This is a genomic window from Stenotrophomonas sp. DDT-1, from assembly GCF_001580555.1.
GTDB lineage: Bacteria > Pseudomonadota > Gammaproteobacteria > Xanthomonadales > Xanthomonadaceae > Stenotrophomonas > Stenotrophomonas sepilia.
The window spans coordinates 1-24,266 of record NZ_LEKR01000033.1; the positions used below are offsets into that span (position 1 = coordinate 1).

At 64.5% G+C, this 24,266-nt stretch carries 25 protein-coding genes and 2 pseudogenes; 7 read left to right on the forward strand and 20 right to left on the reverse strand.

The window, feature by feature from the left end; all coding sequences use genetic code 11:
* Positions 1-109: 109 nt before the first annotated feature.
* Positions 110-574: an Lrp/AsnC family transcriptional regulator gene (locus AB839_RS14970; RefSeq protein ID WP_061479961.1), complete on the reverse strand. Its 465-nt coding sequence runs from the start codon at positions 572-574 to the stop codon at positions 110-112.
* 127 nt (positions 575-701) lie between these two features.
* On the opposite strand from AB839_RS14970, the gene AB839_RS14975 reads away from it, so the two are divergent.
* The 5 genes from AB839_RS14975 (at position 702) to AB839_RS14995 (ending at position 4,981) form a co-directional block, all read left to right on the forward strand.
* Entirely contained in the window at positions 702-1,433 is a 732-nt protein-coding gene (locus AB839_RS14975; protein ID WP_061479962.1) for an AzlC family ABC transporter permease, read from the forward strand.
* Positions 1,430-1,744, forward strand: a complete 315-nt coding sequence (locus AB839_RS14980; protein WP_061479963.1) for an AzlD family protein — start codon at positions 1,430-1,432, stop codon at positions 1,742-1,744. The genes AB839_RS14975 and AB839_RS14980 overlap by 4 nt, the downstream gene beginning before the upstream one ends.
* Positions 1,745-2,335: 591 nt before the next feature.
* Positions 2,336-2,890: a hypothetical protein gene (locus AB839_RS14985; protein WP_156476670.1), complete on the forward strand. Its 555-nt coding sequence runs from the start codon at positions 2,336-2,338 to the stop codon at positions 2,888-2,890.
* A gap of 136 nt (positions 2,891-3,026) precedes the next feature.
* A complete protein-coding gene (locus AB839_RS14990; RefSeq protein WP_061479965.1) occupies positions 3,027-3,455 on the forward strand; it encodes a PAS domain-containing protein in 429 nt (142 codons plus the stop codon).
* Positions 3,452-4,981 carry a sulfite reductase flavoprotein subunit alpha gene (locus AB839_RS14995; protein WP_061479966.1) on the forward strand — a complete coding sequence of 510 codons (1,530 nt, stop codon included), beginning with the start codon at positions 3,452-3,454 and terminating at the stop codon, positions 4,979-4,981. The genes AB839_RS14990 and AB839_RS14995 overlap by 4 nt, the downstream gene beginning before the upstream one ends.
* A 93-nt stretch (positions 4,982-5,074) precedes the next feature.
* Here AB839_RS14995 and AB839_RS15000 read toward each other — a convergent pair whose 3' ends face one another.
* The 11 genes from AB839_RS15000 to moaA all read right to left on the reverse strand — a co-directional run bounded on the left by AB839_RS15000 (position 5,075) and on the right by moaA (position 13,045).
* A complete protein-coding gene (locus tag AB839_RS15000; RefSeq protein WP_061479967.1) occupies positions 5,075-5,743 on the reverse strand; it encodes an ATP-binding cassette domain-containing protein in 669 nt (222 codons plus the stop codon).
* On the reverse strand, positions 5,733-6,416 hold the full coding sequence (modB, locus tag AB839_RS15005; RefSeq protein ID WP_061479968.1) for a molybdate ABC transporter permease subunit: 684 nt from the start codon (positions 6,414-6,416) through the stop codon (positions 5,733-5,735). Before modB ends, AB839_RS15000 begins: the two co-directional genes overlap by 11 nt.
* Before the next feature lie 3 nt (positions 6,417-6,419).
* On the reverse strand, positions 6,420-7,163 hold the full coding sequence (gene modA / locus AB839_RS15010; RefSeq protein WP_061479969.1) for a molybdate ABC transporter substrate-binding protein: 744 nt from the start codon (positions 7,161-7,163) through the stop codon (positions 6,420-6,422).
* Between the two features lie 23 nt (positions 7,164-7,186).
* The gene (locus AB839_RS15015) at positions 7,187-7,963 is read right to left on the reverse strand and encodes a helix-turn-helix domain-containing protein (protein ID WP_061479970.1); all 777 of its coding nucleotides are present in this window, start codon (positions 7,961-7,963) and stop codon (positions 7,187-7,189) included.
* Between the two features lie 68 nt (positions 7,964-8,031).
* Entirely contained in the window at positions 8,032-8,397 is a 366-nt protein-coding gene (locus AB839_RS15020; RefSeq protein WP_061479971.1) for a hypothetical protein, read from the reverse strand.
* On the reverse strand, positions 8,394-8,936 hold the full coding sequence (locus AB839_RS15025; RefSeq protein ID WP_061479972.1) for a molybdenum cofactor guanylyltransferase: 543 nt from the start codon (positions 8,934-8,936) through the stop codon (positions 8,394-8,396). Before AB839_RS15025 ends, AB839_RS15020 begins: the two co-directional genes overlap by 4 nt.
* Before the next feature lie 107 nt (positions 8,937-9,043).
* The gene (locus AB839_RS15030) at positions 9,044-9,544 is read right to left on the reverse strand and encodes a molybdenum cofactor biosynthesis protein MoaE (protein ID WP_061479973.1); all 501 of its coding nucleotides are present in this window, start codon (positions 9,542-9,544) and stop codon (positions 9,044-9,046) included.
* A gap of 3 nt (positions 9,545-9,547) precedes the next feature.
* Positions 9,548-9,808: a MoaD/ThiS family protein gene (locus tag AB839_RS15035; RefSeq protein WP_005413671.1), complete on the reverse strand. Its 261-nt coding sequence runs from the start codon at positions 9,806-9,808 to the stop codon at positions 9,548-9,550.
* On the reverse strand, positions 9,808-11,061 hold the full coding sequence (gene glp / locus AB839_RS15040) for a gephyrin-like molybdotransferase Glp (protein ID WP_061479974.1): 1,254 nt from the start codon (positions 11,059-11,061) through the stop codon (positions 9,808-9,810). The genes AB839_RS15035 and glp overlap by 1 nt, the downstream gene beginning before the upstream one ends.
* Positions 11,061-12,056, reverse strand: coding sequence for a bifunctional molybdenum cofactor biosynthesis protein MoaC/MoaB (gene moaCB / locus AB839_RS15045; RefSeq protein WP_061479975.1), 996 nt, complete (start codon positions 12,054-12,056; stop codon positions 11,061-11,063). The genes glp and moaCB overlap by 1 nt, the downstream gene beginning before the upstream one ends.
* Positions 12,057-12,064: 8 nt before the next feature.
* Positions 12,065-13,045 carry a GTP 3',8-cyclase MoaA gene (moaA, locus tag AB839_RS15050; protein ID WP_061479976.1) on the reverse strand — a complete coding sequence of 327 codons (981 nt, stop codon included), beginning with the start codon at positions 13,043-13,045 and terminating at the stop codon, positions 12,065-12,067.
* Between the two features lie 567 nt (positions 13,046-13,612).
* Here moaA and AB839_RS15055 point away from each other — a divergent pair.
* Complete coding sequence (locus AB839_RS15055) at positions 13,613-13,987, forward strand: hypothetical protein (protein ID WP_061479977.1); 375 nt, start codon at positions 13,613-13,615, stop codon at positions 13,985-13,987.
* A gap of 19 nt (positions 13,988-14,006) precedes the next feature.
* On the opposite strand, the gene AB839_RS15060 is transcribed toward AB839_RS15055, so the two are convergent.
* From AB839_RS15060 to AB839_RS15080, 7 genes and pseudogenes are all read right to left on the reverse strand, one after another.
* Positions 14,007-14,486 carry a hypothetical protein gene (locus AB839_RS15060; protein ID WP_241776790.1) on the reverse strand — a complete coding sequence of 160 codons (480 nt, stop codon included), beginning with the start codon at positions 14,484-14,486 and terminating at the stop codon, positions 14,007-14,009.
* A gap of 149 nt (positions 14,487-14,635) precedes the next feature.
* Complete coding sequence (locus AB839_RS15065; RefSeq protein WP_061479978.1) at positions 14,636-15,025, reverse strand: hypothetical protein; 390 nt, start codon at positions 15,023-15,025, stop codon at positions 14,636-14,638.
* Between the two features lie 491 nt (positions 15,026-15,516).
* Positions 15,517-15,840 carry a hypothetical protein gene (locus AB839_RS21585; RefSeq protein ID WP_156476672.1) on the reverse strand — a complete coding sequence of 108 codons (324 nt, stop codon included), beginning with the start codon at positions 15,838-15,840 and terminating at the stop codon, positions 15,517-15,519.
* A 174-nt stretch (positions 15,841-16,014) separates the two neighbouring features.
* On the reverse strand, positions 16,015-16,455 hold the full coding sequence (locus AB839_RS15070; protein ID WP_154350965.1) for a hypothetical protein: 441 nt from the start codon (positions 16,453-16,455) through the stop codon (positions 16,015-16,017).
* Positions 16,456-16,538: 83 nt separating this feature from the next.
* On the reverse strand, positions 16,539-16,784 hold the full coding sequence (locus AB839_RS21590) for a hypothetical protein (RefSeq protein ID WP_061479980.1): 246 nt from the start codon (positions 16,782-16,784) through the stop codon (positions 16,539-16,541).
* Positions 16,785-17,209: 425 nt separating this feature from the next.
* A pseudogene (locus AB839_RS21255) lies at positions 17,210-17,737 on the reverse strand (RHS repeat-associated core domain-containing protein); the annotation flags it as partial.
* Between the two features lie 521 nt (positions 17,738-18,258).
* A complete protein-coding gene (locus AB839_RS15080; RefSeq protein WP_061479981.1) occupies positions 18,259-22,974 on the reverse strand; it encodes an RHS repeat-associated core domain-containing protein in 4,716 nt (1,571 codons plus the stop codon).
* A gap of 265 nt (positions 22,975-23,239) precedes the next feature.
* Here AB839_RS15080 and AB839_RS21950 point away from each other — a divergent pair.
* A pseudogene (locus AB839_RS21950) lies at positions 23,240-23,368 on the forward strand (alpha/beta hydrolase); the annotation flags it as partial.
* Positions 23,369-23,403: 35 nt separating this feature from the next.
* On the opposite strand, the gene AB839_RS15085 reads toward AB839_RS21950, so the two are convergent.
* Positions 23,404-24,198: a helix-turn-helix transcriptional regulator gene (locus AB839_RS15085; RefSeq protein WP_061479982.1), complete on the reverse strand. Its 795-nt coding sequence runs from the start codon at positions 24,196-24,198 to the stop codon at positions 23,404-23,406.
* Positions 24,199-24,266 lie beyond the last annotated feature (68 nt).

Below are 24,266 nucleotides of genomic sequence, written 5' to 3' on the forward strand. Positions count from 1 at the left end.
CCCCGCCATCCCTCAGCAGGCCCGCTGTTGCTGTTGCTCCTGAGGTTGCCGGCCAGCGGCCGGCACTACCCGCGGGTGCCGGGTGCAACCCGGCCGCAAACCCCATCCCTCAAAGCGGCAACTGGGTCGTCTGCTTGATCCGCTGCATCGGAATCTCGGTCTTCGTGTTCTGCACCCCGGCGATCCGGTTCAGGTGCTGCATCTGGAACTGCCGGTAGGCATCAAGATCAGCCACCGCCACCCGCAACAGGAAATCGCAGTCGCCCGCCATCAGATGGCATTCAAGCACTTCCGGGAAAGACTTGATGCTGTTGATGAAGTGATTGGTGGTGTCCTCATCCTGCCCGCGCAGCCACACCCGCACGAACACCGTGAAGCCCCGCCCCACCTTGGCCTCGTTCAACAAGGCCACGTAGCGGTCGATGTAGCCGCCCTCCTCCAGCAGACGCACCCGGCGCAGGCACGCCGACGCCGACAGCCCGACCAGACGGGCCAGCTCCAGGTTCTGCAGGCGGCCATCGCGCTGCAGGGCGTCGAGGATGCGCCGATCAAGGTTGTCGAGCTGGTACTGCATGAAATTTCGTCCTGGTCGACTCTGGCCGCATGGAATATCAATCATCCAGAATCCAGTGGCATCAACGCAACCCGATTTCGCGATCGGACCGCTAGCATGGGCCACCCCCATCTCGTTGTGCCGTTCCATGGACGCCCGTACCACCCTCCCCCTGCCCGACGCCTGCGACACCGCCCCGCGTGCCGAATTCCTGCGCGGCCTGCGTGCCGCCGTGCCGGTGATGATCGGCTTCATTCCGTTCGCCCTGGTGCTCGGCGCGCAGGCGGCCCAGAAGGGCCTGAGCGCACTGGAAGTGCCGCTGATGACCGGCCTCAACTTCGCTGGCGGCTCGGAATTCGCCGCCGTCGAACTGTGGACCTCGCCACCGCACATCGCACTGATCGTGGCCATCACCGCGCTGGTCAACAGCCGCCACCTGCTGATGGGCGCCAGCCTGGCCCCACTGCTGCAGCACCTGCCGCGCCGTCGTGTGCTGCCGGCGCTGTTCTTCATGTGCGACGAGAGCTGGGCGCTGGGTGTGGCCGACGCGCGTCGCCGCGCACTCGGCTTCAGCCTGGCCTACTACCTGGGCGTTTCGGCAGGGCTGTACACGGTCTGGGTGGCCTGCACGGCACTGGGCGCGATCGTCGGGCCGATGCTGGGCGACATCCACGCCTATGGCTTCGACATGGCCTTCCCCGCCGTATTCCTGGTGCTGCTGCGCGGCATGTGGCAAGGCATGAAAGCGGCGCGGCCGTGGCTGGTGAGCATGGTGGTGGCCGCTGCCACCTACCTGCTGATTCCGGGCGCGTGGTACGTGGCCAGCGGCGCCCTGGCCGGCCTGGCGGCTGCCTGGCTGCTGGCGGAGGACGCAGCATGATCTTCAACGGACTGATCCACTGGACCTCGGTGCTGACCATCGTGCTGATGGCCGCCGCCACCTACCTGACCCGCATCGCCGGCTTCCTCGCCCTGCGCAACCGCACGCTGAGCAAGCGCGCAGTGACGGTGATGGAAGCCGCACCAGGCTGCGTGCTGATCTCGGTGATCGCCCCGGACTTCGTCGCCGACAAGCCCGCCGACCTGGCCGCGCTGGCGATCACCCTGCTGGCCGCCACGCGGCTGTCGATGCTGCCGACGGTGCTGATCGGCGTGGTCTCGGCGGGTGTGCTGCGCTATTCGATGGGCTGACGCGCCCGCGACTTCCCCACATGATGTGACTGGAGGCGCAAGTGTCGCCATTGGCGCGACCTGCGCATGTCTCTGGCGCATCGAATGTGGCCCGGAGCCAACTACTGCAAGTGTTTGAAACAATTCCGATTGTCTGATCGAGCCAGAGTCGATACGCATTGACTACCGAGCCAGCGGGTTGAGCTGATCGGTCAATCGACGTCAAACCTGGAGCGTACCAATGAGCAATCTACGAGCAATCGTGGCGGCAATCGGTATCACCTTCATCTCTGCTGGCGTGCTGCTCCCCTGATGCAGCGCCGTCAGCCCAAGCGTACCCAACCGGGCTCCGCCCTCGCGCTCTATGCTGGGCTGACGGCAATCCTTCTGGCCACAAGTGCGTGCCAATCCATCCAACTGCCTCCCCGGGACCTGGTCAGTCCCGATGGAGGGTATGCCACCCTGCTGCGAGGCCCATCCTCACATCTGAAGATCAGCACAGTGTCGGTGCTACCCGGCCCGGAAAGCTCGGAGTATCCCAATCGGTCCATCGAGTGCGGGTGGTCATCCGTCGCAACTCGACTTCTCTGGGCAGATGGAGCGCTTTCGGCCATGCAAGCATCACAGCTCTGCGAGGCCGCTGCACGACCCGCTGGACTGCCGCTCCAGGCCAATGGGCAGGAACGGACGCCTGTGCATTATCAGCTCACGATCGTAAGTGACGGAGGCGGCATCTGGCGACAACTGCCAGGACCAGAGCGGCCGGGCCAGGTGGTCAGCTTCTGGTTTCCCTCCAGCCCGGACGCTGATTCGCTGCGCAGGCGCGTGATCGCCACCACCGCGCATGAGTTCCAGCATATCGCCACCGCATTGTCAGGCCAGCCTCGGCGCGGCCGGCAACGGGAACCAGACGCCTATCTGGCTGGCGCATGTGCGCAGCTATTGATCGAAGGCACCCTTGCGCGCGCGAACCTCCCGGGCGGACACGATCCGCGAGCTGATCCGTTCCTGCCATCTGCTGCCAGAAGCTCCGCGCACGCGGGCAGTACGACCGGGGCAGCACTGCTGCGGTTCTTCGGTGACGCAGACACCTTGCACATCAATGAGGGAGGTCGCCACCTCGTGCAGCATTGCCACGAGACGATCGGCTTTCCCCTGCAGCAGTGAACGCTCCCTGCGACACCCGGTCGCAGGCCTTCGCGCTACGCGCTTGACCAATGTCAAACCGCCCGCTGCCACGCGGGCGTATTCCTATGCAGAACCCGAACACGCCGGCGTTACCGGCCTCTACAAGGACCCTGCGATGAGCTACTCCCCCGACAACGCCCAGCTCGTGAATGCGCTGCAGAACGTCATGGTGATCTCCACCACCGACCTGCAGGGCAACATCACCTACGCCAACGACCTGTTCTGCACGCTCACCGGCTTCGCCCGCGAAGAGCTGATCGGCCAGCCGCACAGCATCGTGCGCCATCCAGACGTACCCAAGGCCGTCTACAAGGACATGTGGGACACCATCAAGGCCGGCAAGACCTGGACCGGGATCGTGCCCAACCTCGGCAAGGGCGGCGTGCTCTACGTGGTCGATACCACCGTGCAGCCGCTGTTCGACGCCGACGGCAACATCACCTCGTACATCAGCATCCGCCGCGTGGTGAACGACCTGATGCACAACTACGATCTGGTCGAGTTCAGCAAGGAGAAGTTCGACGACTTCTACGAGGCCGCGTGAACGCCCTCCCGGCCAGTATGCCCTTCAGCCGCCTGCTGGTGGGTTTCGCGTCCGAGTCGGGCAATGCCCGCGCCCTGGCCCAGCGCCTGGGCGCGGACCTACAGCCGCACGCGCCGCAGGTGCTCCCGTTCAACGACATCGACGTGGCCAGTCTCGGCCACGGCGATGTGCTGCTGGCGATTTCCAGCTCGTTCGGCGATGGCGAACCGCCGGCCAATGGCGAGCGGTTCTTCGAAACCCTGCGCCAGACCCCGACGCTGAGCGGCCTGCGCTATGCGGTGTTCGGCCTCGGTGACACCGGCTATCCCAGCTTCTGCGGCTTCACCAAGGCGCTGGATGCCGCGTTGAGCGAGCGCCAGGCCCAGCCGCTGCTGCACCGCGTGGACGCCGATCTGGGCTACGAGCAGTTCTTCCAGCAATGGCAGCCGGTGCTGGGCCAGGTGCTGGGTGGCGACCTCAACGCTGGCCAGGACCTGCACCTGCAGGTCACCGCCTATGGCGAAGACAATGCCTTTGCCGCCCCCATTCTCGAACGCCGCCGCTTGAACAGCAGCGACCCCGCCGCCTGGCACCTGCAGCTGGACATTGCCGGCAGTGGCATGGCCTACCGCGCGGGTGACACCCTGCACGTAGTACCCGAGAACGACCCTGCCCTGCTGCAGGCATTGGCCATCTGGTATGGCGACACCGCCGCCGTGGCCGCCCTGCATGACCGCGAGCTGCGCCTGCTGAGCAAGGGCGTGCTGCGCGAACTGGCCAGGCTCGGCGGCAGCGAGGGATTGAAGCGCCTGTTGAAGGTCAACCAGAAGTGCGAGCTCGACGCCTACCTGCATGGCCTGGACCTGCTGGACGTGCTGCAGGACCACGCCACGCCGCACAGCGTGCCGCTGGCCAGGCTGCACGAACTGCTGTCACCGCGGCTGCCGCGCGCCTATTCCATCGCCTCGCACCCGTGCCACGACCAACTGAGCCTGTGCGTGCGCGAAGTGCGCTACACCCTGCGCGGCCGCGAGCGCTTCGGCACCGCTACCGGCAGCCTGCTGCACGGTGGCGACCACGCCCGGGTGTACTGCCGTTCCAACCCTGGCTTCCACCTGCCCGATACCGGCCAGGCACCGCTGCTGCTGGTCGGCACCGGCACCGGCATCGCGCCCTTGATGGGCCTGATGCAGGAACTGCAGGCCAACGCCTGCGAACGTGAAGTGCACCTGGTGTTCGGCGAGAAGCACAGCAAGCACGACTACCTGTACCGCGACCAGCTGCAGGACTGGCATACCCGGGGCGTGCTGGCTGGCCTGCATACCGCGTTCTCGCGCGATGGCGTCGAAATGGTCTATGTGCAGCACGTGCTGCAGCAGCGCGCCAGCGAAGTGCGCGACGTTCTGGCCCGCGGTGGGCATCTGTACCTGTGCGGCAACAAGCGCCACCTGGAAGGCGCGGTGCGCGAGGCCATCGATGCCGTCGCCGGTGCAGGGCAATGGGACGCGCTGCGGAATGAAGGCCGCACGCACTGTGAACTGTATTGATCCGTTGATCCTGTAGAGCCGAGCCCACGCTCGGCTGCTGTTGGCGGTGTCGCGCAGAGCAGCCGAGCATGGGCTCGGCTCTACAGGTGCAGGTCAATCGCCGACGATGCGGCCGTCCACCATGCGCGCCACCTGCTGGCCGAACATGGCCGCGTCCTGCGGATCATGGCTGATCAACAACAACGGGATGCCGGTCTTGTCCAGCACCGCCTCCAACTCCTGGCGCAGGTGCTGGCGAAGGTCATGATCCAGTGCGGAGAACGGTTCATCCAGCAGCAGCGCCTGCGGTTGCGTCACCAGCGCCCGCGCCAGTGCGGTGCGCTGGCGCTGCCCGCCGGAAATCTGCGAGGGCAGCAGATCACCCACCGTGTCGATGCGGAAGGCCTGCAACCACTGCTCCACCGCATCGAAACGCTGGCCGATCCGAGGATTCAACCACCCCTTCTGCAGCCCGAACGCCACGTTCTGGCGCACGCTCAGGTGCGGGAACAACGCGTAATCCTGGAACACGTAGCCCAGCCGGCGGCGCTGCGGCGGCAGATCCACGCCGGTGGCCGCATCGAACAGGGTCTGCCCCTGCACGCGCACATGACCCTGGCCCGGCCGCAGCAGCCCGGCCACCGCCTTCAGGGTCAGGCTCTTGCCCGCGCCCGAGGGGCCGAACAGCACCACCTGCCGCTGCGTGCACTGCAGCGATACGTCCAACACGAAATCCTGGCCGGCCGCCTGCAGGCGGCGCTGCACCTGCAGGTCAAGCCACATCACGCAGCTCCCGGCGGCGTCCGCCCACCAACCGCGCGGCCAGCAACAGGATCACGATGCAGACCACCGAGGTCAGGATCACCAGCGCATTGGCCTTGCCGTCCTGGCCGGCCTGTACCGCCTCGTAGATAGCGATCGACAACGTCTGCGTCCGGCCCGGAATGCTGCCGGCCACCATCAGCGTCGCGCCGAATTCGCCCATCGCGCGCGCAAACGCCAGCAGCAGGCCGGCGAGGATGCCGCGCCACGCCAGTGGCAGCGTGATGCGGAAGAATACAGCCGCTTCGGACACACCCAGCGTGCGTGCGGCCTGCTCCAACTGCCTGTCCACTTCCTCGAACGCCGCGCGTGCCGGCTTGAACACCAGCGGCAACGAGGCCACCGCCGCAGCGATCACCGCCGCCTGCCAGGTGAACGCCAGGTTGATGCCGAACCACGACTGCAGCCACGCGCCGATCGGGCCGTTGCGACCGATCAGCACCAGCAGGTAATAACCCAGTACCGTCGGTGGCAGCACCATCGGCAGGGTCAGCAGCGAATCCAGCAGCTCACGGCCAGGAAAGCGCCGACGCGCCAGCAGAGCGCCCAGTGCCACGCCCAGCACCAGATTGATCGCGGTGGCCCAGCCGGCCACCTTCAGCGACAACCCCAGCGCGCTCCAGTCCAGATCCATGCGTCAGGGCTTGCCGAACCCGTGCCTGGCCAGGATCGCCTGGCCCTGCGGCGAACGCACGAAGGCAGCGAAGCGCCTGGCTTCCGCCGGCTGCGTACTGGCCCTGGTCACCGCCAGCGGATAGGCAATGCGCCCGGGCACCGGAACCGCGAATGCACGGCGCACCCGGTCGGGCATTGCCTGTGCATCGGTGGCATAGACGAAGCCGGCATCCACTTCACCGCGCGCCACGTAATCCAGCGACTGGCGCACGTTCTGCGTCGTGATGATCCTGCCCTGCACCGACGGCCACAGGCCCGCCGCTTCCAGCGCGCCCTTGGCATAGCGGCCGACCGGCACGCTGTCCGGGTTGCCCAGTGCGATGCGCTGCACACCAGCACCGGCCAGGTCCTTCAAGGTATGCGGCGCAGCCTTGGCCTGCGGCGGCACCACCACCCACAGCGCATTGACCGCGAACACCTCGCGGGTGCCGGCCGCCAGCAGGTCCTGCTGCTGGGCATGGTCCATCGTGGTTTCATCGGCCGACGCGAACACATCCACCGGTGCGCCGCGGCTGATCTGCTGCAGCAGCACGCCGGAGGCGGCGAAGTTGAAATCCACCTTGGTTCCCGGGTGCGCCTTTTCGTAGGCCGCGCCCAGTTCACGGAAGCTCTCGGTCAGGCTCGACGCCGCCGACACCGTCAGCTCAGCCGTCCAGGCCGGTACTGCAACCAGCATTCCCAGCAACAACAGCCCCGCTCGCATCATGGGTCGGCCCCTCGCCTACCTGATCAGTCCAGTCCGGATTCCCGGGTCACGGCCAGTTCCGCCAGCCGCTCGGGTTGCAGCAACAGCATCTCACGTTGGCTCACCGCAATCACACCCTCGTCGCTCAACCGGCGCAGCACCCGGCTCACCGTCTCCGGCGCCATCCGCAGGTAGTTGGCAATCTCGGTACGGGCCATGCTCAGGTTGAAACGGGTGGCGGAGAATCCGCGCCGGGCATAGCGCCCGGAAAGATCCAGCAGGAACGCCGCCATGCGCTCCTCGGTGCGATGGTTGGCTGCCAGCGTGGCGACCTTGCCGATCTCGGCACTGAGCAGGCTGAACAGCCGCGCCTGCAACCCCGGCATGCGCGTGGCCAGCAGGCTCAATCGCGGAAACGAGATCCGGCACAGGTAGACGGTGTCCAGGGCCACCGCATTGCAGGGGAAGCGCGCGCCGTGGATGGCATTGAGCCCGATCACCTCGCCGGGCAGGCTGAACCCCAGTACCTGCTCGTTGCCCTGGCTGTCATCGACGAAGGTCTTGACCATGCCCGCGCGGACCGCTGCGATCGAATCGAACGGATCGCCTGCACGGAAGAGATAGTCGCCAGCCTGGAACGGACCGACGTGGTCGACCAGCACATGCAACTCGCCCAGCGCAGCCTTGTCATAGCCCTGCGACATGCAGGCGTCGGAGAACGCACAGGTACTGCAGAAGTGCAGCGCGTCACCGTCATCGGCCGCTGCCGGATTGGGCGTAGCCGGTCGGGACGCAGAGGGAGCGGAGGGGTTCAGGGGCATTGCAGCAACGCAGGAACGAAGGCCGTCATCATACGACAGCGGGGCGCCCCACCCTGCGCACCATGCGCCTACTCTGCCGCAGGTTCAGCCCGTCGCTGCGGGCCACGCTGGCGCATGCTGTCGCGCACGTCCACGTCGAACTGGAGCTGCAACATGCTGTCGTCATCCAGGGCGATTCCGAAGCCCAGGCCATCGCGGCAAGGCAGCCGCCCCGCCAGCCCTTCAACAGCTTCGCGTGGCAACACCAACCGGCAGAACGTGCCGCCATCAAGCAGCACGGCCTGATCGCCTGCATGCAACGAGACCGCTGCGCCCCAGCCGCCGTTGCCGCCAAAGCGGGTCAGGTTCTCGACCGACTCACCGGCCAGCAATCGTGCCAGTTCTTCCTCATCCACGCGCAGGCGCATCGATTGCTGTTGCAGCTGGACCTTCATGCCGTGATGGACTCCCATTCTGATGGTGTATTGCAGTTGAGCAGCAACGCCTGATCCTCGGGTGCCAATGGCAGCCGGGTCACGCCCAGGCGTTCCTGCAGCGCTCGCAGTGAACGGCGCGCCGTCGGGTCATCGATCAAGGCCTGCAGCACGCGGCGGCAATGATCATCGATCTGCAACCGCATCGGCAACGGTTCATCGTCGAATACCGTGCAGGCGGTGTCTTCTGACAGACGCAGTCGCTGCAGCAGTGCCGGGCTCACTCGTGGCGTATCCACCGGCACCACCCAGGCCGGCCCGTCAGGCATCTGCATCGCCACGCTGTAGAGCCCGCCCAGCGGCCCGCAGCGTGCCACGCGGTCCGGGACGCCGCCAAACGCCGGGTAGTCGCCGCTCACCCACACCCGCCGGGCGCCCGCCTGCTTCAACACGCCGCGCATGTGTTCCAGCAGGGTGCGGCCCTGCCAGGGCAGCAGCGCCTTGTCGCGGCCCATCCGGCTGGACAGGCCACCGGCCAGCACGATGCCGTTGATGCTCATCGCAGTAGAGCCACGCCATGCGTGGCTGCGCCGGCCGGATTCATCGGGAACGCCTCATCCACGCATGGCGTGGATCTGCTGGACCCGGCGCCTCCCGAAGGGCGCGGTCAATGCCCGTGGTCATGTGTGTGGTCGTGGGAGTGCGAAGCTTCGCTGTCCGCATGGCACAGGCTGCAACCTTCGCTCCACTGGCTGTCGCCGTCCTCGTAATGCTCCTGCTTCCAGATCGGGCACTGGTGCTTCACCGCTTCGATCAGCTGCCGGCACGCGCGGAACGCCTCGTCGCGGTGCGGGCTGCCGGCGGCCACCACCACCGCCACATCGCCGATGCCGAGCCGGCCCTTGGCATGGGCCACATACAGTTTCAGCTTCGGACCGAACGTAGCCTCGACCTCGGCCGCCAGGCGCTTGAACTCGTTCAATACCAGCGGCTCGAACAGATCGTAGGTGATCCCGGTCACCCGCCGGCCCACATTGACGTCGCGCACCTTGCCGATGAACACATCGATGCCGCCGAAGCCCGGATCGGAGACCGCGGCGATGCCCTCGGCCGGATCAATCGCCGCCTGCGCGCGGTCCACCACCTTCGCGATGATCTTCTCGTTCATGGCTCAGCCCCCGCTCACCGGCGGCAGGATCGCCACCCGGCCATCGTCGGGCAACGCCTCGTGGTCGCGCAGCACGCGTTGCTGGTCGGCGAATGCCGAGTAATCCAGCAGGCCGGCACGGAATCCCGGCCAACGCAGCGGCAGCAGTTCACGCAGCGCCTGGCGCAGATCGGCCACGGTGCCGCCGGCCACCTCCACGGCAATCTCGCGGCTGGCATCCAGATCGGAGAACGCGCCGAACAACTGCAGATTTACCTGTCTCATTACGGCTCCTGGCTCGCCAGCTGCACCGGGTCCTGATGACCCCAGCCCTGCACACGCACCGGCGTGCCGGCGGCGACCACGCCGCCCTCGCCTTCCAGCACCACCCAGGCGTTGGCCCGCAGCATGGACATCAAACGGAACGACTCCTGCCCGGCCAGCACGCGCGCACTCAGGCGGCCCTGCGCATCCACTTCCACCCGCGCCCGCGCATGGAAACGCAGGCCGGGCGGCGTGCGCACGTCGGCCTGCAGCGGCAACGTCAGCACCGGCTCCGGTGCCAGCCCCAGCAGGCGGCGCAGCACCGGCTCGACGAAGAAGCGCTGGCCCACTGCAGCGGAGACCGGGTTGCCCGGCAGGCCGAAATACAGCGCGCCATTGGGCAGCACCGCGAACAGCAACGGCTTGCCGGGGCGGATCGCCACCTTGTGGAACAGGATGCGCGCACCCCGTCCGCGCAGCGCGTCGGGAACGAAATCGTAGCGGCCGGCCGACACCGCGCCGGTGCTGATCAACAGCTGCGCACCCGCGTCCAGCGCTTCATCCAGGACCGCGTTGAACGCCGCCACCTCATCGCCCACCGTGCCCTGCCAGACCACCTCGGCACCGGCGGCCTGCAGGCGGCCGACCAGATACGGCCGGTTGCTGTCACGAATCTGCCCGGATGCCAGCGTCTGCGCCGCCTCGGTCACCAGCTCCTTGCCGGTGGCGATCACCGCCGCCTTTGGCTGCGCCACCACCGCCACCTCGCCCACACCGATGGCATGCAGCAGGGTGCGCGCGTTGATGTCCAGCACCTGCCCGGCCTGCAGCACGCGCTCGCCGTCGCTCACATCCTCGCCGCGCAGGCGCACGTTCTGGCCTGGCTTCACCGTGCCCTTCAGGGCAATGCGGGTCGGGCGTCCTTCTTCGCTGGCGAGGATCTCCACATTCTCGACCGGCACCACCGTATCCAGCCCGACCGGCATGCGCGCACCGGTCATGATTTCCCAGGCACCCTCGCCGCCTTCGGCGCCGGCATCGCCTGCTGCCTGCCAGCCCTGCACAGCGAACTCGGTACCAGCTTCGAACGTCGCGCCGTTGGCGCGCAGCGCGAAGCCGTCCATCGCCGAGTTGTCGAACGGCGGCAACGACTGCCCGCTGTGGATGTCACTGGCCAGCGTGCGGCCCGCGCCCTCGTGCAGCGGCAGATGTTCGGCCGGCAGCGGCGTGGCCGCGTCCAGTAGGAGCTGCAGGGCTTCGCTGTAGGCAATCATCAGTGGCCACCGCCATCGACCATCGCCAGGGCGTGGCCCAGTACAGGCGCCAGGATGTCCAGGCACTGCGCCGCTGCCTTCGGGCTGCCGGGCAATGCGAACACCAGCATATTGCCCAGCTGCACCACCTCGGCGCGGCTCAGCCAGGCCATCGGCGTGTGCTGTGCACTGAGTGCCCGCACCATCTGCGCCAGGCCATGCACCGGCCGCGCGTTCAAGGAACGCAGCGCCTCCGGGGTCAGGTCACGCGGGCCCAATCCGGTACCGCCGGTACACAGGCAAAGGCGCACGCCCTCGGCGGCCAAGGCCTGCAGGCGGCCCGCCAATGGCTCGATGCCATCGGGCAGTACCTCGGCGGCCACGACCTCGCCGCCCAGTTTTTCCACGCCGGTCACCAGAGTCGGGCCAGAGATATCCTCATAGGTGCCTTCGCTGGCGCGATCGCTCAGCGTGATCACCGCGCAGGCCGCGCCTTCCAGGCCCTTCGGCGCACGCGGCTTGAACCGCTCACGCTCGGCCTCGTCCATGCCGTCCGGGTGCAACCAGACACCGCGCTTGCCGCCTTCCTTGAACAGCAGGCGGATACCTTCGATGCGCAGCGCCGGTTCCACCGGCTTGCTCAGGTCGTACAGGGTCAGCAGCGCGGCGTTGACGCCGGCCAACGCCTCCATCTCCACACCGGTGCGCGCCTCGCTGGCGCACTCGCACCACACGCGGATCGCCTGCCGTTCCGGTACCGGCGCGCAGAACACCTGCACCAGTTCCAGCGGCAGCGGATGGCACAGCGGCATCAGCATCGACGCCATCTTGGCGCCCTGCAGGCCGGCAATCTCGGCCATCACCAGCGCGTCGCCCTTGGGCAGGCGGCGCTCGACGATCAGTGGATAGGCCACCGGACCGGCATGCAGCTCGCCCACTGCCACCGCACGGCGGCGGGTGATGCGCTTCTCGCGGACATCGGCCATATGGAAGGCCGCATTCAATTCCCCACTCATCGTGTTGCTCATCCTCCGATGGAGGCCAGGTGCGGGGTCAGCCCGGTCTGGCCCTGGTGCAGTCCGTGCCCGGCCGCTTTCAGGCCAAGCTGGGTGGTGATGCGTGCCAGCAGCGCGTCATGGTCCTCGTCGCGTTGCAGCAGCGGGCGCAGTGGCACGCCGAACTCGCCGAACAGGCACAGCCGCAGGTCGCCCTTGGCGGTCACCCGCAGGCGGTTGCAGCCCTTGCAGAAGTCACGCGAATACGGCGCGATGATCCCAATGCTGCCGCGATGCTCCGGGTGCACGAACTCGCGCGCCGGCCCGGCATCGGCCGCGCGCGGCCGCTCGTGCCAGCCCGCGGCCAGCAGCTGCTCGATCACCACGTCGGCACGCAGGTGGTGGCGCTGGAAATAGGCTTCGTTGTCGCCGGTGCGCATCAGCTCGATGAAGCGCACGCTGAAGGGTCGGTCACGCAGGTAGTCCATCCACTGCGGCAGCTCGTCGTCGTTCAGGCCACGCAGCAGCACCGCGTTGAGCTTGATCGCCGGCAGGCCCAACGCCTGCGCCAGCGCCAGGCCCTGCTGGATCTCCGGCAGGCGGTCATGGCCGGTGATGGTCTTGAAGCGTTCGCGCTGCAGGCTGTCCATGCTCACGTTCAGCGCGGTCAGGCCGGCCTGGTGCCAGCCCGGCAGGCGCCGCGGCAGCAGCGTGCCATTGGTGGTGATGGCCACCTTGCGGATGCCCGGCACCGCCGCCACGGTGGCGATGATCTCGTCCAGATCCTTGCGCAGGCTGGGCTCGCCGCCGGTCAGGCGGATCTTGCTCATCCCCAACGCCGCAAAGGCCCGCACCAGGCGGCCGATCTCCTCCACCTGCAGGAAACGTGGGTGGCCGTCGGCCTGGTAACCGTCGGGCAGGCAGTAGCTGCACCGGAAGTTGCAGGCTTCGGTGAGCGACAAGCGCAGGTACGGAAAGCTGCGTCCGAAGCTGTCGGTGAGTTGGCTCATGGCTGTTCCGCCTCCTGGTACCACCCTGCAGCCCTGCCCCTGAACGGGTTGTCGACCCCAGCCCGCAGAGTGCGCTGGGGCGTTGAAAGCGTCAACCCGGGACAGCCCGCAGCCTGAATTGGCACCGCATGTCGTGATAGGCCCTTCCCGCCCGTCCCGTTCGCCGTGACAACCTCGACACCTGTCGCAGATTGCACGGTGCGGGCGGATCACTACGCCAGCCAGCGCTGGCGGTGCTTAACTGCATGGGAGAATGCCAAAAGCGTCTCCAATCGAGTGATGTTTGCAACTCTTCTGATTGGCATTGCACAGCGCCAGGGGCTCAGATGGCGTGCCACCGGAAAAGGGTGGCCGGGCTTCGAACACCCGAGTTGATGTTGATGTATGCGCTTGCCAGCCGGCGCCACCTTAGCGTGGCGCCGGCTGGCAATCCGTCTGCCGGCTATGGCGGGCGGTGCGTGGGGGCCTTCGGGCCCGCCGGACTGACATCAACCCGGTGTTCGAACCACGTACCGTCCGCCACTTTTATGGGTGGCGGCTACCGATTGCCCTGCACGGAGCCTTGCCATGAACGAATCGGACTTCCCGCATCTGCACGCCTACCGCAGCACCGCCGGCGACGACGGTTCGCCACAGGCTGCGCCTGCCACGGACAGGAACACCTTCATTGCCAATCTCCACCGCATCGGCTCCGGTGCGGCGGCCGACGGACAACCCTGGCCGGAGCGGCATCAGCTGCCCGGGCGCTGCCTGGCCCTGGCCGATGCCGATTGCGCGTTGAACGGGTTGCGAGTGGTGCTGGAAATGCTGCTGGCGGCGGAACGCACCCGGCAGAATGGCGACCCCGGGCAGTACGTGGGCGACCGGGTGATGGAAGGGTTGGTCATGGCCTGCCAGTCGTTGTGCGCCCAGGCGGTGGGGCGGTTGCAGCCCGAAGGGTGAATGCCATGTGCAACGGACTTCAACGAGAACCGCCTTCCACCCGACATGCCAGCGGCGTAGCGCCCTTCGCCAAGGGAATCGCGAGTACATTCCAGCGCTCGGCCAAGGTACGTTCGACGCGAACAGAGAATGACAGTGCCTCGGCGGGCATCTTCCCTTCAGAGAAGCCGATAGCTATCTCGAAGCGATCCAATCCGAGGTTCCCCGCCTCCAGTCCTGAGCCATCTTCCCGCTTCACTCCGACGTAGACGACAGGGCGCCTCACGTCCACTTTTGCCCTGGCAAGCTGGCGATCCAATTCAGCGCTGCCATCGAAGTACTGCATTCCTTCGTCCTTGGCGATAGAGCTGAGGGTCTGCTTGAACCGATTCACGCCCTCTTGGTCATGCACGCAGAACTGAATCATCTTGAAGGGCCGCTTTCCTACAGCCCATGCGCCGCCAGAGAATCCAAGTCCGACTCCAATCAGAAGTAGTGCTGTCAGGATCCTCACCATCATCAAGGCCTCAATTTGCAGAGTGTGGCGGCCAACGTCGCCGCAGGGCCAAAAATCGTGAAACCAAGCACGTCTCCGCTCGGTCTTCTCAGGCGCCTTCCCCCGGATGAGGGAGCCTTGTCGGGCTGAGGAATCTGGGCACGGAATGTCCTTCAGGGCACTGCACCCGCCATCGGCAGATGCTCGATCCGCCATGTCCTGGCGTAGATGAGAATTACGCTTCCGGTCGAGGTGGTCTCGATACGGAAACATTTCAGGCCGGACAACGGATAGCCAACCGCCTTCCAACGATCAAGAAGATGAGCAAGCCCCGGCTCGTCGTCCTCGACCCTGGCGAACTCTATTCCCTCCTCCCCCAGTACGCCGAAGTTCATGAGCGCCGAGCACCCGTAGGCTTCCGAGAAGCAGACGGTTGCCTGCCGGCCGTCCGGCCAGCGCACGTGGACCTTTACCTCGTCGCATACGCCAGGTTTGCTCCTGTCAATGTTGATGGCCAGCAACGTGGCGTCACACCATTCGAGCAAGTTGAAATCTTCATTCATCCACTGGAATCCGTCAGATGCATACCACGGAGGTGCGACCCCGGTCGCCCCTTCCTCTCTCTCACCGCTCCTGAAGCTCCCCAAGATTGAGATCCCGGGCATAGGACCGCCGACTACTGATCTGCACCGGCTTGGATGCGAACCTCCGGCCGTCCCTGCATTCAACGGCGAATTGGTAGCTCTGGGGTTCCGGCCCTGCAACGACCATCATGGGGACCGAGAATGTGCTTCCAACCGGTTTCGACGAAACTACACCTTCGCCCTCCCCGAGCATGCTCAGCTCACAATCGAGAGCGCGAACGTCACCCTGACCTGGCGGCACGCTTCCCGAGACGCGCACGATCATATCGCCACCCAATGTTGCACAGCCGGCCAGAACCAGACCGGCAATGACAGCTGCGGCACACCCACCTCACCTTTGGCATCCCCGAATCCTCAGTACGCACTGCGACGTCTCATGCCAATAGCCATTCAGGAACGCATCAATCTCATCAATAGATACCCGCCATGATACGAATGTAGTCGTCGAGCGAATCCACCCGCCGATCGACTGCAATACCACGTTTTTTTGCGAGCGATTGAAGCTCGAATATTAAAACTCCATAGCCCGAGTCCCAGCTATGAGCTTCACCAGGCGACAGTTCCTTCGAAAATCGATCTCCAGGACGAAGCTTCCCGGAGGGCAAACGAAGCTCGTCTGCAACATGCTCCAGCAGCTCCCCTACGATTTCCTGATCCAGGCCACTATCCGCATAGTATTGGTCATAGAAGCCAGTTGGCGACAGCGCATCTCTTTCTCTCAGATTGCCTTCCATTTCTATTCGCCTCTCCTTGCCGCCTGTCCTACAGCCACCATAGCCCATGGGGCCGATATCCCAGAACCCTCCCACACACGACGCTCAGCCGGAAATTGCCGAATCAGGTGCCGGAAAAGGAGGCTGCCAAATGCCACTCACGCATTCGCTTGCCAGGTGAGACCGTCCATCCACCTAGAATTTTATTCCGCTGTAAACAAGGCCCAGCTGTTCATCGCGCATGACCCAGCGACCAACATTACCCTCCGGGCACAGATAGAACTTGCCGCCATAGCTTGACGCTCGCGACCACGCGTTGCGGGCAAACTGAGGAAATCTCCGCATGACTCGCGCGTCGGACATCTCCGGCCTGCTCACTAGCCTGCAGTCTTCGGGCAAAGCAAGAACCCCACTGGTAAGGCGGAAAACCAGCCACGATTCATTTGTGTCCATGTCGTGCGACTCGCGTATGTTGACTGCGTCCTCAGGCAACCATGAAGGCAACCACTTCGATTCACCGATTGCTTGTCTTGAGACGGCTTGGTTGCGGTCTGCATACTCGGTGCTGGCAACTTCCATGCAACCAGAAAGTGTGATTGACAGCGTCACGATTGGGAGCAGCTTGGCAGCGTGCATTTGAGGCGTCCGAGTCATCAGTAGGGGAAGCTTCCACCCGGACGATAAGCTCCCGCACATCTGCGAGCAACTCCCCGTACGGTTCATTTGTCCAGATGATCGTCCGAGGCGATTTGCCAGCTGATCCGCAGCGGAGTCAGCGGCAGAGTCGTCCTTGATGTTTTGATCGAGCCACTCGCGCGAGTCACCTGCTGGCCGGGAAAGCGCAGGCCGAGTTCAAACACCACTCCATCGTCTTGCGGATCAGCACTCCGGATCCAGTCACCGAACACCTCGCTCTTGTTGCTCCACTCCCAAGCCCAGACATCGGACGACCGATCGATCACCACGCGAGGCTCACCCGGATGACGCTGAGTGAGCGCAGTTCCCCACTTGGCAGGCCTATTGCACAGGGGCGCTGGTCCGATGCGTGAGCATCAGGGGCAGCGCCGACATCAAGGGCGGTCCGTACTGACGGAGACAGAGCCGTCTTCCCTCAGCCAGAGGTTCACATAGGTATCTGGGGGAGGTATCCGATTGATCGACGCCCCTGCAGGAAGGATCTCCCAACTGGTGATCGAGCCGCAAACTGTTTTATGGATCAACCTGCGACTGTCCACCCCCCGTCTGACCAGTTCGGCAACAACCACTTCTGGAGGCTGGCGATCAAAGCCTTTGTAGACAGTGCAAGTCTTTCCCGTCTGACCCATGGGGTACGTTGAACTCTCCACCTCATCCCGGCACCCCAGCTGGCCCAGAACGAGCGAGAGGATGGCTAGTATCCGATTGCATCGCATTGCCTGTCGCTCCTTTCCTTTACTGCCCTGCTGTAAGCCTTGTCTACTGCGGCGCCTCCGAGTCCGCCGCCGCGCAGCCGAGTTGCACAGATCATCTGCTCTTGATATGCACGGCACTCAAGCTCATTTGCCAGCTGCCGATGCTCGATCCCACCATATTCCCAGTTCTTTGGGAATGGACTTGCACCTTTGGGCCTACCGACGCAGGCATTAGGAACCCTCTTTTCCAGTAACGCCTTATGGTTTCGCTCATGCATAACGGTGCATATCTTGTCGCAGCCCGAATTGCAGACACTGACCAGGAACCCTCCATTGCCATCACAAGTCACCATTCCCAGTTGTCCGCCACACGTACTTGTGTCGAACACAGGCTCAAGCCCAAGTGGGTCAACCGCGCGAAGCGGAGAAGCACTCGAGTACCCGTAGGCGGAGATGCCGCCGGACAGGCCTATGGGATCCGCTTGCGTATAGCGTCCGGTCGCAGCGTCGTATTCCCGCTGGTAGTTCCCGCCGAGGTGGTCAGCGCGGCCATTACCGGTGGCGCCACAGGCATAGGATCAATTCAGTGCGGTCGAAATCCAAGGCTCTACGGCGATTATTCAGGGCGTCCTCAGGAACGCTCGCCTTAAGTAAACCGATGCCCCGCAAAATGCGATCGCTCCCACAAGCCAGCTTCCAAGTAATAGCGATGGCCAAAGGTCTGCCACCAATGCCGTTGCTCCGAATCTCTCAAAGCTCTGTAGAAGCAAGCGCCCCCCCCCATCAATTGCCAGATTGGAAGAAGTGACAGCCACGACCCCGAGTACAAGACCAGCGACCAACCCCACCACTAAACTTCGCGGGATGCGGCGCATACTTTCGCATCGAGAGAGCGCATAGAATGTAACCGAAAGAAGTAGTGAGAGAAGCAGTACGTATGGAACTCGCATCGCTCCTATCTTCATGAAAGCGGATATCCATATCCATCCCGCAGAATTCACAGAAACAGATAGAGTGAAGCATATCAATGATGAGATAATCCTATCCTTCATTTGACTGGACATTCTGCCGCCTTTGCACTCTTGTGAAGAACACCCGGGAAGAGTGTTTGCTTTATCCCACACATTCCATCCAACGCGCCGGACACGTGGCTCGCACACCAGAAGCCACGTGCATCCCCCCACTCCTCCGCGTTCGCAATGAGAGTTAACTCTTGCTCCGGAGTCAAAGGGATTACCGTTAATTCAACTCGGCTACCAGTTCCCACCTGATACTTTTTGTAGCTGGCCAAGCTAGCATCGCGCCCCTCAAATAGCCCACCGGTTCCTCGACGACCACCAGGTGCGTAGGTGCCGGAAGGGTCGTACAGGAAATCAGGCTTGCCAGGTATCGAAACATGAATCGCCGAATGGTTTGCAATACCGAAATCGTATGTCGTTATTAGCGTCGTCGTCAGCCCAAGCGGATCAGTAAATCGGGCGGGGTTCGAGATCACGTAGCCATACGTACTGATGCCGGCGTTCAACCCAACGGGATCGCTCTCCACGTATCTGGCCGACGCCGGGTCATAGTCACGGAAGTAGTTGTAGAACAACCCACTCGCATCCGTCGCCTGCTGCCCCGGGAAGCGCAGCGCCAGTTCAAACGCCACACCATCCCCGTCCGGGTCTGCACTCGGAATCTGGTTGCCGAACACCTCGCTCTTGTTGCTCCACTCCCAGATCGCGACATCGCGCACCGGATCGATCACCACGCGCGGCGTACCCAGATGATCCGGCTGCAAGTAGGCCAGTTCCGGCACGCCGGTAGCCGGCGTGTTGATCAGTGCCACCGGGTAGTTGTCCAGCCAGATGGCCTGCTGTTGCGCCTGGCCCGTGGCCGAGTAGTTCCCCAGCCACTGCCCAGCTTCGTCGTACAACGTGATCTGTGCTGCGCCACCAGCCGGGGTACGCAGCACGCGCTCGCCGCGGTGGTTGTAAACGTAACTCTCCAGTGTGGCGTTACCCTGCTTCACCGCGTTCATGCGGTTGGCATCGTTGTAGGTGAACGCCTTGCTGCCAATACTGGTGGTATTGCCCGCTGCGTCATGGCTGCGTGCCTCGCCATCCACAGCAGTCAGGCGATGGCTGGTTGCGGGATAAGTGTAGCTGGCGGTGCCTGCCGAGGTGGTCAGCGCGGTGCGATTGCCGGTGGCGTCATAGGCATAGGTTTCGATCGGGGTGCCGGTCGCGCCGTCCTGGGTCTGGGTCAGGCGACCCAGCGCGTCATAGGCGTACTTGGCCAGCACCGTCGAGCCTGTGCCGTTCTTCAGCTCGGTGATCGAACCGACGGGATCGTAGCCATAGCCCAGCGACAGTCCGCCCGCGGCCGGGTCGTGCACCGCCTGCGGGCGGTAATCCAGATCCAACGGACGCTGCAGCTGGCGGCCGTTGCCGTAGGTCCAGCCGGTCGCCGGGCCGAAGGCCGCATAGGTCACGTTGTTCACCACGATCTGGCGCGCCTGGCCGGGGCGGGTCAGACCGATCTGGCTGATGCGGCCCTGGGTATCGCGCACGTAGTCAGCCACGCTGCCGTCGGGGTAGGTCAACGCGGTCAGGCGCCCCGACTTGCTGTAGGCATAGCGCAGCGTACTGGCAACGCCGTTGACGGTCTGCACCTTGCGGGTGACCTGGCCGAAGCGGTCATGGCAGTACTGGGTGCTGCCATTGGCATGCAGCACCTGCCCCAGCCGTCCCTTGGCGAAGCGCTCGTCGGCGGCACAGGCGGTCGGCGCCACGTCATAGTTGTAGCCCACGTCCAGATTGGGGTCCGGATAGGCGATGCCGATCAGGCGGTTGAGTGCATCGTAGTGATAGGTGGCGGTGACGCCGCGTGCATCGGTGGCCGTCTTGCGGTTGCCTGCCGCATCCACGGTGAAGCTGCTGGCGCCAGTGTCGGGGCTGACTTGTCCAGTCAGATCACCGAAGCCGTTATAGGCGTATATGGTGTGCAGGCCCTTCGGGTCGGTGACCTGGGTGACCTGGTCCAGCGCGTTGTACTGGCTGCGGATCTCCGCCGCCACGCCGCCGACGTCCTGCAGGGTCTGTGCCAGGCGGTTCAGCGGGTCGTACTGCTGGCTGGTCACGCGCTGCAGGGCGTCGGTGATCGTCTGCGGGTTGCCGTTGGCATCGTAGGCAAAGCCGGTGGCGTGGTTGCCTGCGTCCTTCAGTGCGGTCAGCTGGCCGAGCGTGTTGAACGTCCGTGCCAGGGTACGGCGCAGGGTACCGCCTGCATCGAGCGTGTCTTCCTTGAGGCGATTGCCGGCATTGTCCAGCGTGTAGTGAATCGTGTTGCCCGCGTTGTCCTCGATATCGGTCAAGCGCAGCGCCGCATCGTAGACATAGGAAACGCTGCTGCCGTCGGGCTCGGTGATCTGTTGCACCTGACCGGTCGGCCAGTAGCTGATCTGGGTGACCCGATTCTCGGCAGTGGTCGCGCCGCGCACGGTGATGGAGGTCGGCCAGCCGCGGGGATGGTAGGTGTAATCAGTCACCACGCCGTTGGCGTCCTTGACCGACAACGGCCGCCCGAACGCGTCGTAGGCCGAGGTCTCGACCGTCTGGCCCAGCGCATTGGTCACGCTGCGCAGGTCGCCCTTGCGATAGGTGCAGGCACCTCCGGTCGCGCACCCTGCATCATCCGCCGAGTAATAGGCATAGGTAACGTCATCGGCCACATCCGTGCGCGGGCCATCCACGCTCTTCAGCAGCCCTTCCACAGGGCAGCCCCCTGCCGCAGCCACATCAGCGGCTTCGCAGTAGGTGTAGCTGGTGATGCGCGTCTGACCGGACGCGATGTCGGTCACCGTGTTCGTTGTTGGCTGGCGCCGGGCATTGAAGGACGTTCGGGTTTCACGATTGCCGATGCGGGTGGTCAGCACCGCATTGGTTTCGACGTCGCGCGCGGTGGTCACCACCCGCTGCTCGGGCAGGCCGAACGCTTCGGTCACGGTATGGATGCTGACGGCACGACCACTCACCGGATCGGAACCCTGCGCATAGGTGTGCTTGGTCTGGATACCGCGGCGATCGGTGTAGGTATCCAGGCGCCGGCGGAAGTCGACACTCTGGTCGTAGTAGGTCCGGCTGACGGTTCCCTGCGAATCCGTCAGGCCAGTTACCTTGCGCGACGGCGCGGTGTCGCCGCCAGGTGTCAGGGTGTAATCGGTCTGCCGCCCCAGCGCGTCGGTCACCACCGCACCACCATTGGGGCTGTAGGCCAGTGTCACGCCATCGGCACCGCCGGCATGCTGACTGGAGATCACACGACCGATGGAATCGTAGGTAAAGGTGCTGTAGCGGCGACCGTCCTCGGCGGTGATGCCGGTCAGGTGCTGGGGGAAGTCCTGGTTCTCGTAGTGATATGTCCGCACACCACCACCCGCATAGGTCACCGTGGCGACCTGGTTCTGCGGCGTGTAGGTATAGGTGGCGAGCGCAACGCCCTCGACCAGCACCGAACTGATCAGCGCCTCATAGTCATTGGACTGGTAAACGAACTCCAGTGTGCGGCCACTGCTGTGGGTGACCGCCGCAAGGCGGTCGCTGTCGTCATAGATGTAGGTCAGCGACGTGCCATCCGGGAAGCGCTTGGCGGTCAGACGTCCGTCCGCGCCGAAGGTCGAGATGGAGCCCGCCGAGTACAGTGTCCAGTTGCCGTTCTGGACCAGACGGTCACCACTGTCGTCGTCCGCCTCATAGGCTTGGCCGATCTTCTTGAATGCACGCTGGAAACCGGTGCTTTCAATGATGCCCACGCTGTCAACGCCGTCCAGTGCCAGGTGGGCGCCCAGCGAATGGGTCCAGCCATAGCCGAAGCCACCGGATGAGGTGGAGATGCCGGAGTGATAGAAGCGCGTCAGCGCGATCCAGCCCAGATCGAAGTCCGGCGCGATCTCGTACTTCTCGCCCGTTTTGACATCACATGGGTTGCCGACATTGCCGTCGCAGGTACCGCCGTTGGAGGCCGGGTCCTTGTCGGGAATCGGACTCATGTTCGCCGCTGTATCGTTGCGGGACATGGGGCAGCTACCGTTGCCGCCGTCCTTGTCGCACTTCTGCGACTTCGAGGTGATGGTCGCAACGAAGTCCTCGTTGACGCAGGCGTTGTGCTTGTTGGACCACTGCGTAAGCGGAACAGGGCAATCAAGGCGGCGCTTGCGGCCGAAGGCCGCCTGACTCACGTGGGGCGTGCAGGGCGATTCGGCTGTGTTCTGCCCAATCATACGCGTGATCTGATAGTACCTGGACTCGACCACGCCCTCCATTTCGGGCACACCGGAGAACCAGTCTCCCTGTGGAGTCACAGCAGCCCCCGGACAGACAGGATTGGCGGCCTGGACGCCCGCGAGATAGCTCGCGACCATCGCCTCTTCGGTCGTAAATTCCGCCGTGCTCAGATAGGTCCAGTCTGGATCCGAAGGTTGCGCTTTTCCCATCCAGTAGGTGATCGACGTGTTTCCGTTCAAGTCCACGACTTTCGACTTGATCTTGTCGACAGATTGCCAGCCGAACTGGAACTCGGGCGGGAACGGGCTGGGTGCGGGCAGGCTCTTGATCGCCTGCACTGCCGCCTGCTGGGTCTTGTACTGCGTCGAATTGCCGCCGGGCTGCGAAATACGCCACGTGATCTTGCTTTCCTGCGCCTGGGCCACTGCAGGGCCGAAGCAGCCAACGGCAACGATCGCCAGCACGGCACACGAAATGGTCTTCAGTCGTTCCAACATCCCTGTTCTCCTTCCTGGACGAACACAGCGCCGGCGGGAACGAGAACGCGGAGCTGTGCCCCGCGTCATGCTTCGGATCGTCCCTGGTCCGGTATGCGGCAGTGCCACATGCCGCCTTTATCGTTGAAGACGTTTGCACGTTCAAGTGTGGAGTCGCGTAACCGGTCACAGATTCAAGCATCCGTGGCCATTCAGCGGCCTACGCCCGGCTCCCATGACTTCTTCTACAGGGAGTCCGTGTTCATAGCTCACAACACTACCAGCACACGCCCTGCTCTTCTCGGGCTTCACGCGCGGCTCGCACCGCTACCTGGCAACCGGCCACACCCTCCAGCGCGAGGAACCTGCTGCGGTGGTGGCCGCGATTCAATCGGTCTCCGACACCTCGAAGTAGCCGTTCCGGGCAACGGCTTCCCCCGTTGTTCCCCGCTACTGCCCGCGCAGGCGCACCGCGAAGTACCGCGCCGGGGAAAGGCCAAGCGCTTTCTTGAACATTGTGATGAAGGCCGTCACCGACTCATAGCCCAGCGTCTCGGAAACGCGTTGTACCGGTGCACCGGCGGCGAGTTCCCGAATGGCGATGAGCAGGTGCAGCTGCTGCCGCCAGCGCCCGAAGGACAATCCCGTTTCGCGTTCGATGAGGCGGGTCAACGTGCGCTCGCCCAGGGCCAGGCGCATGGCCCACTGGCCGATGGTGCTGCGATCTGCCGGATCCGCCGACAGCGCCGCCGCCAACGCCCGCACCTTCGGGTGAGGGCTGACCGGCAACGACAGGTGCTCGGCCGGCATCTGTACCAGCTCGTCCAGCAACACCCGCGCCAGCCGGTCGGTGTGGCTGCCATGCGGATAGTCCAGCGGCGCGTCGGCCAGGTGCAGGATCATCTCGCGCAGCATCGGGGAGATCGCCAGCGTCACGCACTGCGCCGGCAGGTCGACGACGCCGGGCTCGACGAACAGGTAGCACAGGCGCGCGTTGGCGGTGGCGCGATTGCTGTGCGGCATGCCGCCCGGGATCCAGACGCCACACTGGGGCGGCACGATCCACAACGCATTGGCCACTTCGCAGGTCACCGCGCCATGCAGAGCAAGAATGAGCTGGCCCTTGCGGTGCTCATGCACGGGAATTTCCGCGTCGTGCTCAGCCACCTGCAGGCGGCTGGCGACCGCCGGGCGATCGGTCTCGTCCGGGTCCAGGTCAAAGCCGGGGAGCGAAATGCGAGCCATTCTCACATTGACCGGTTTTAGCGATTGGTTGTCATTGTAGCGAAATTCGCCAGTGCGGCCGATCACTA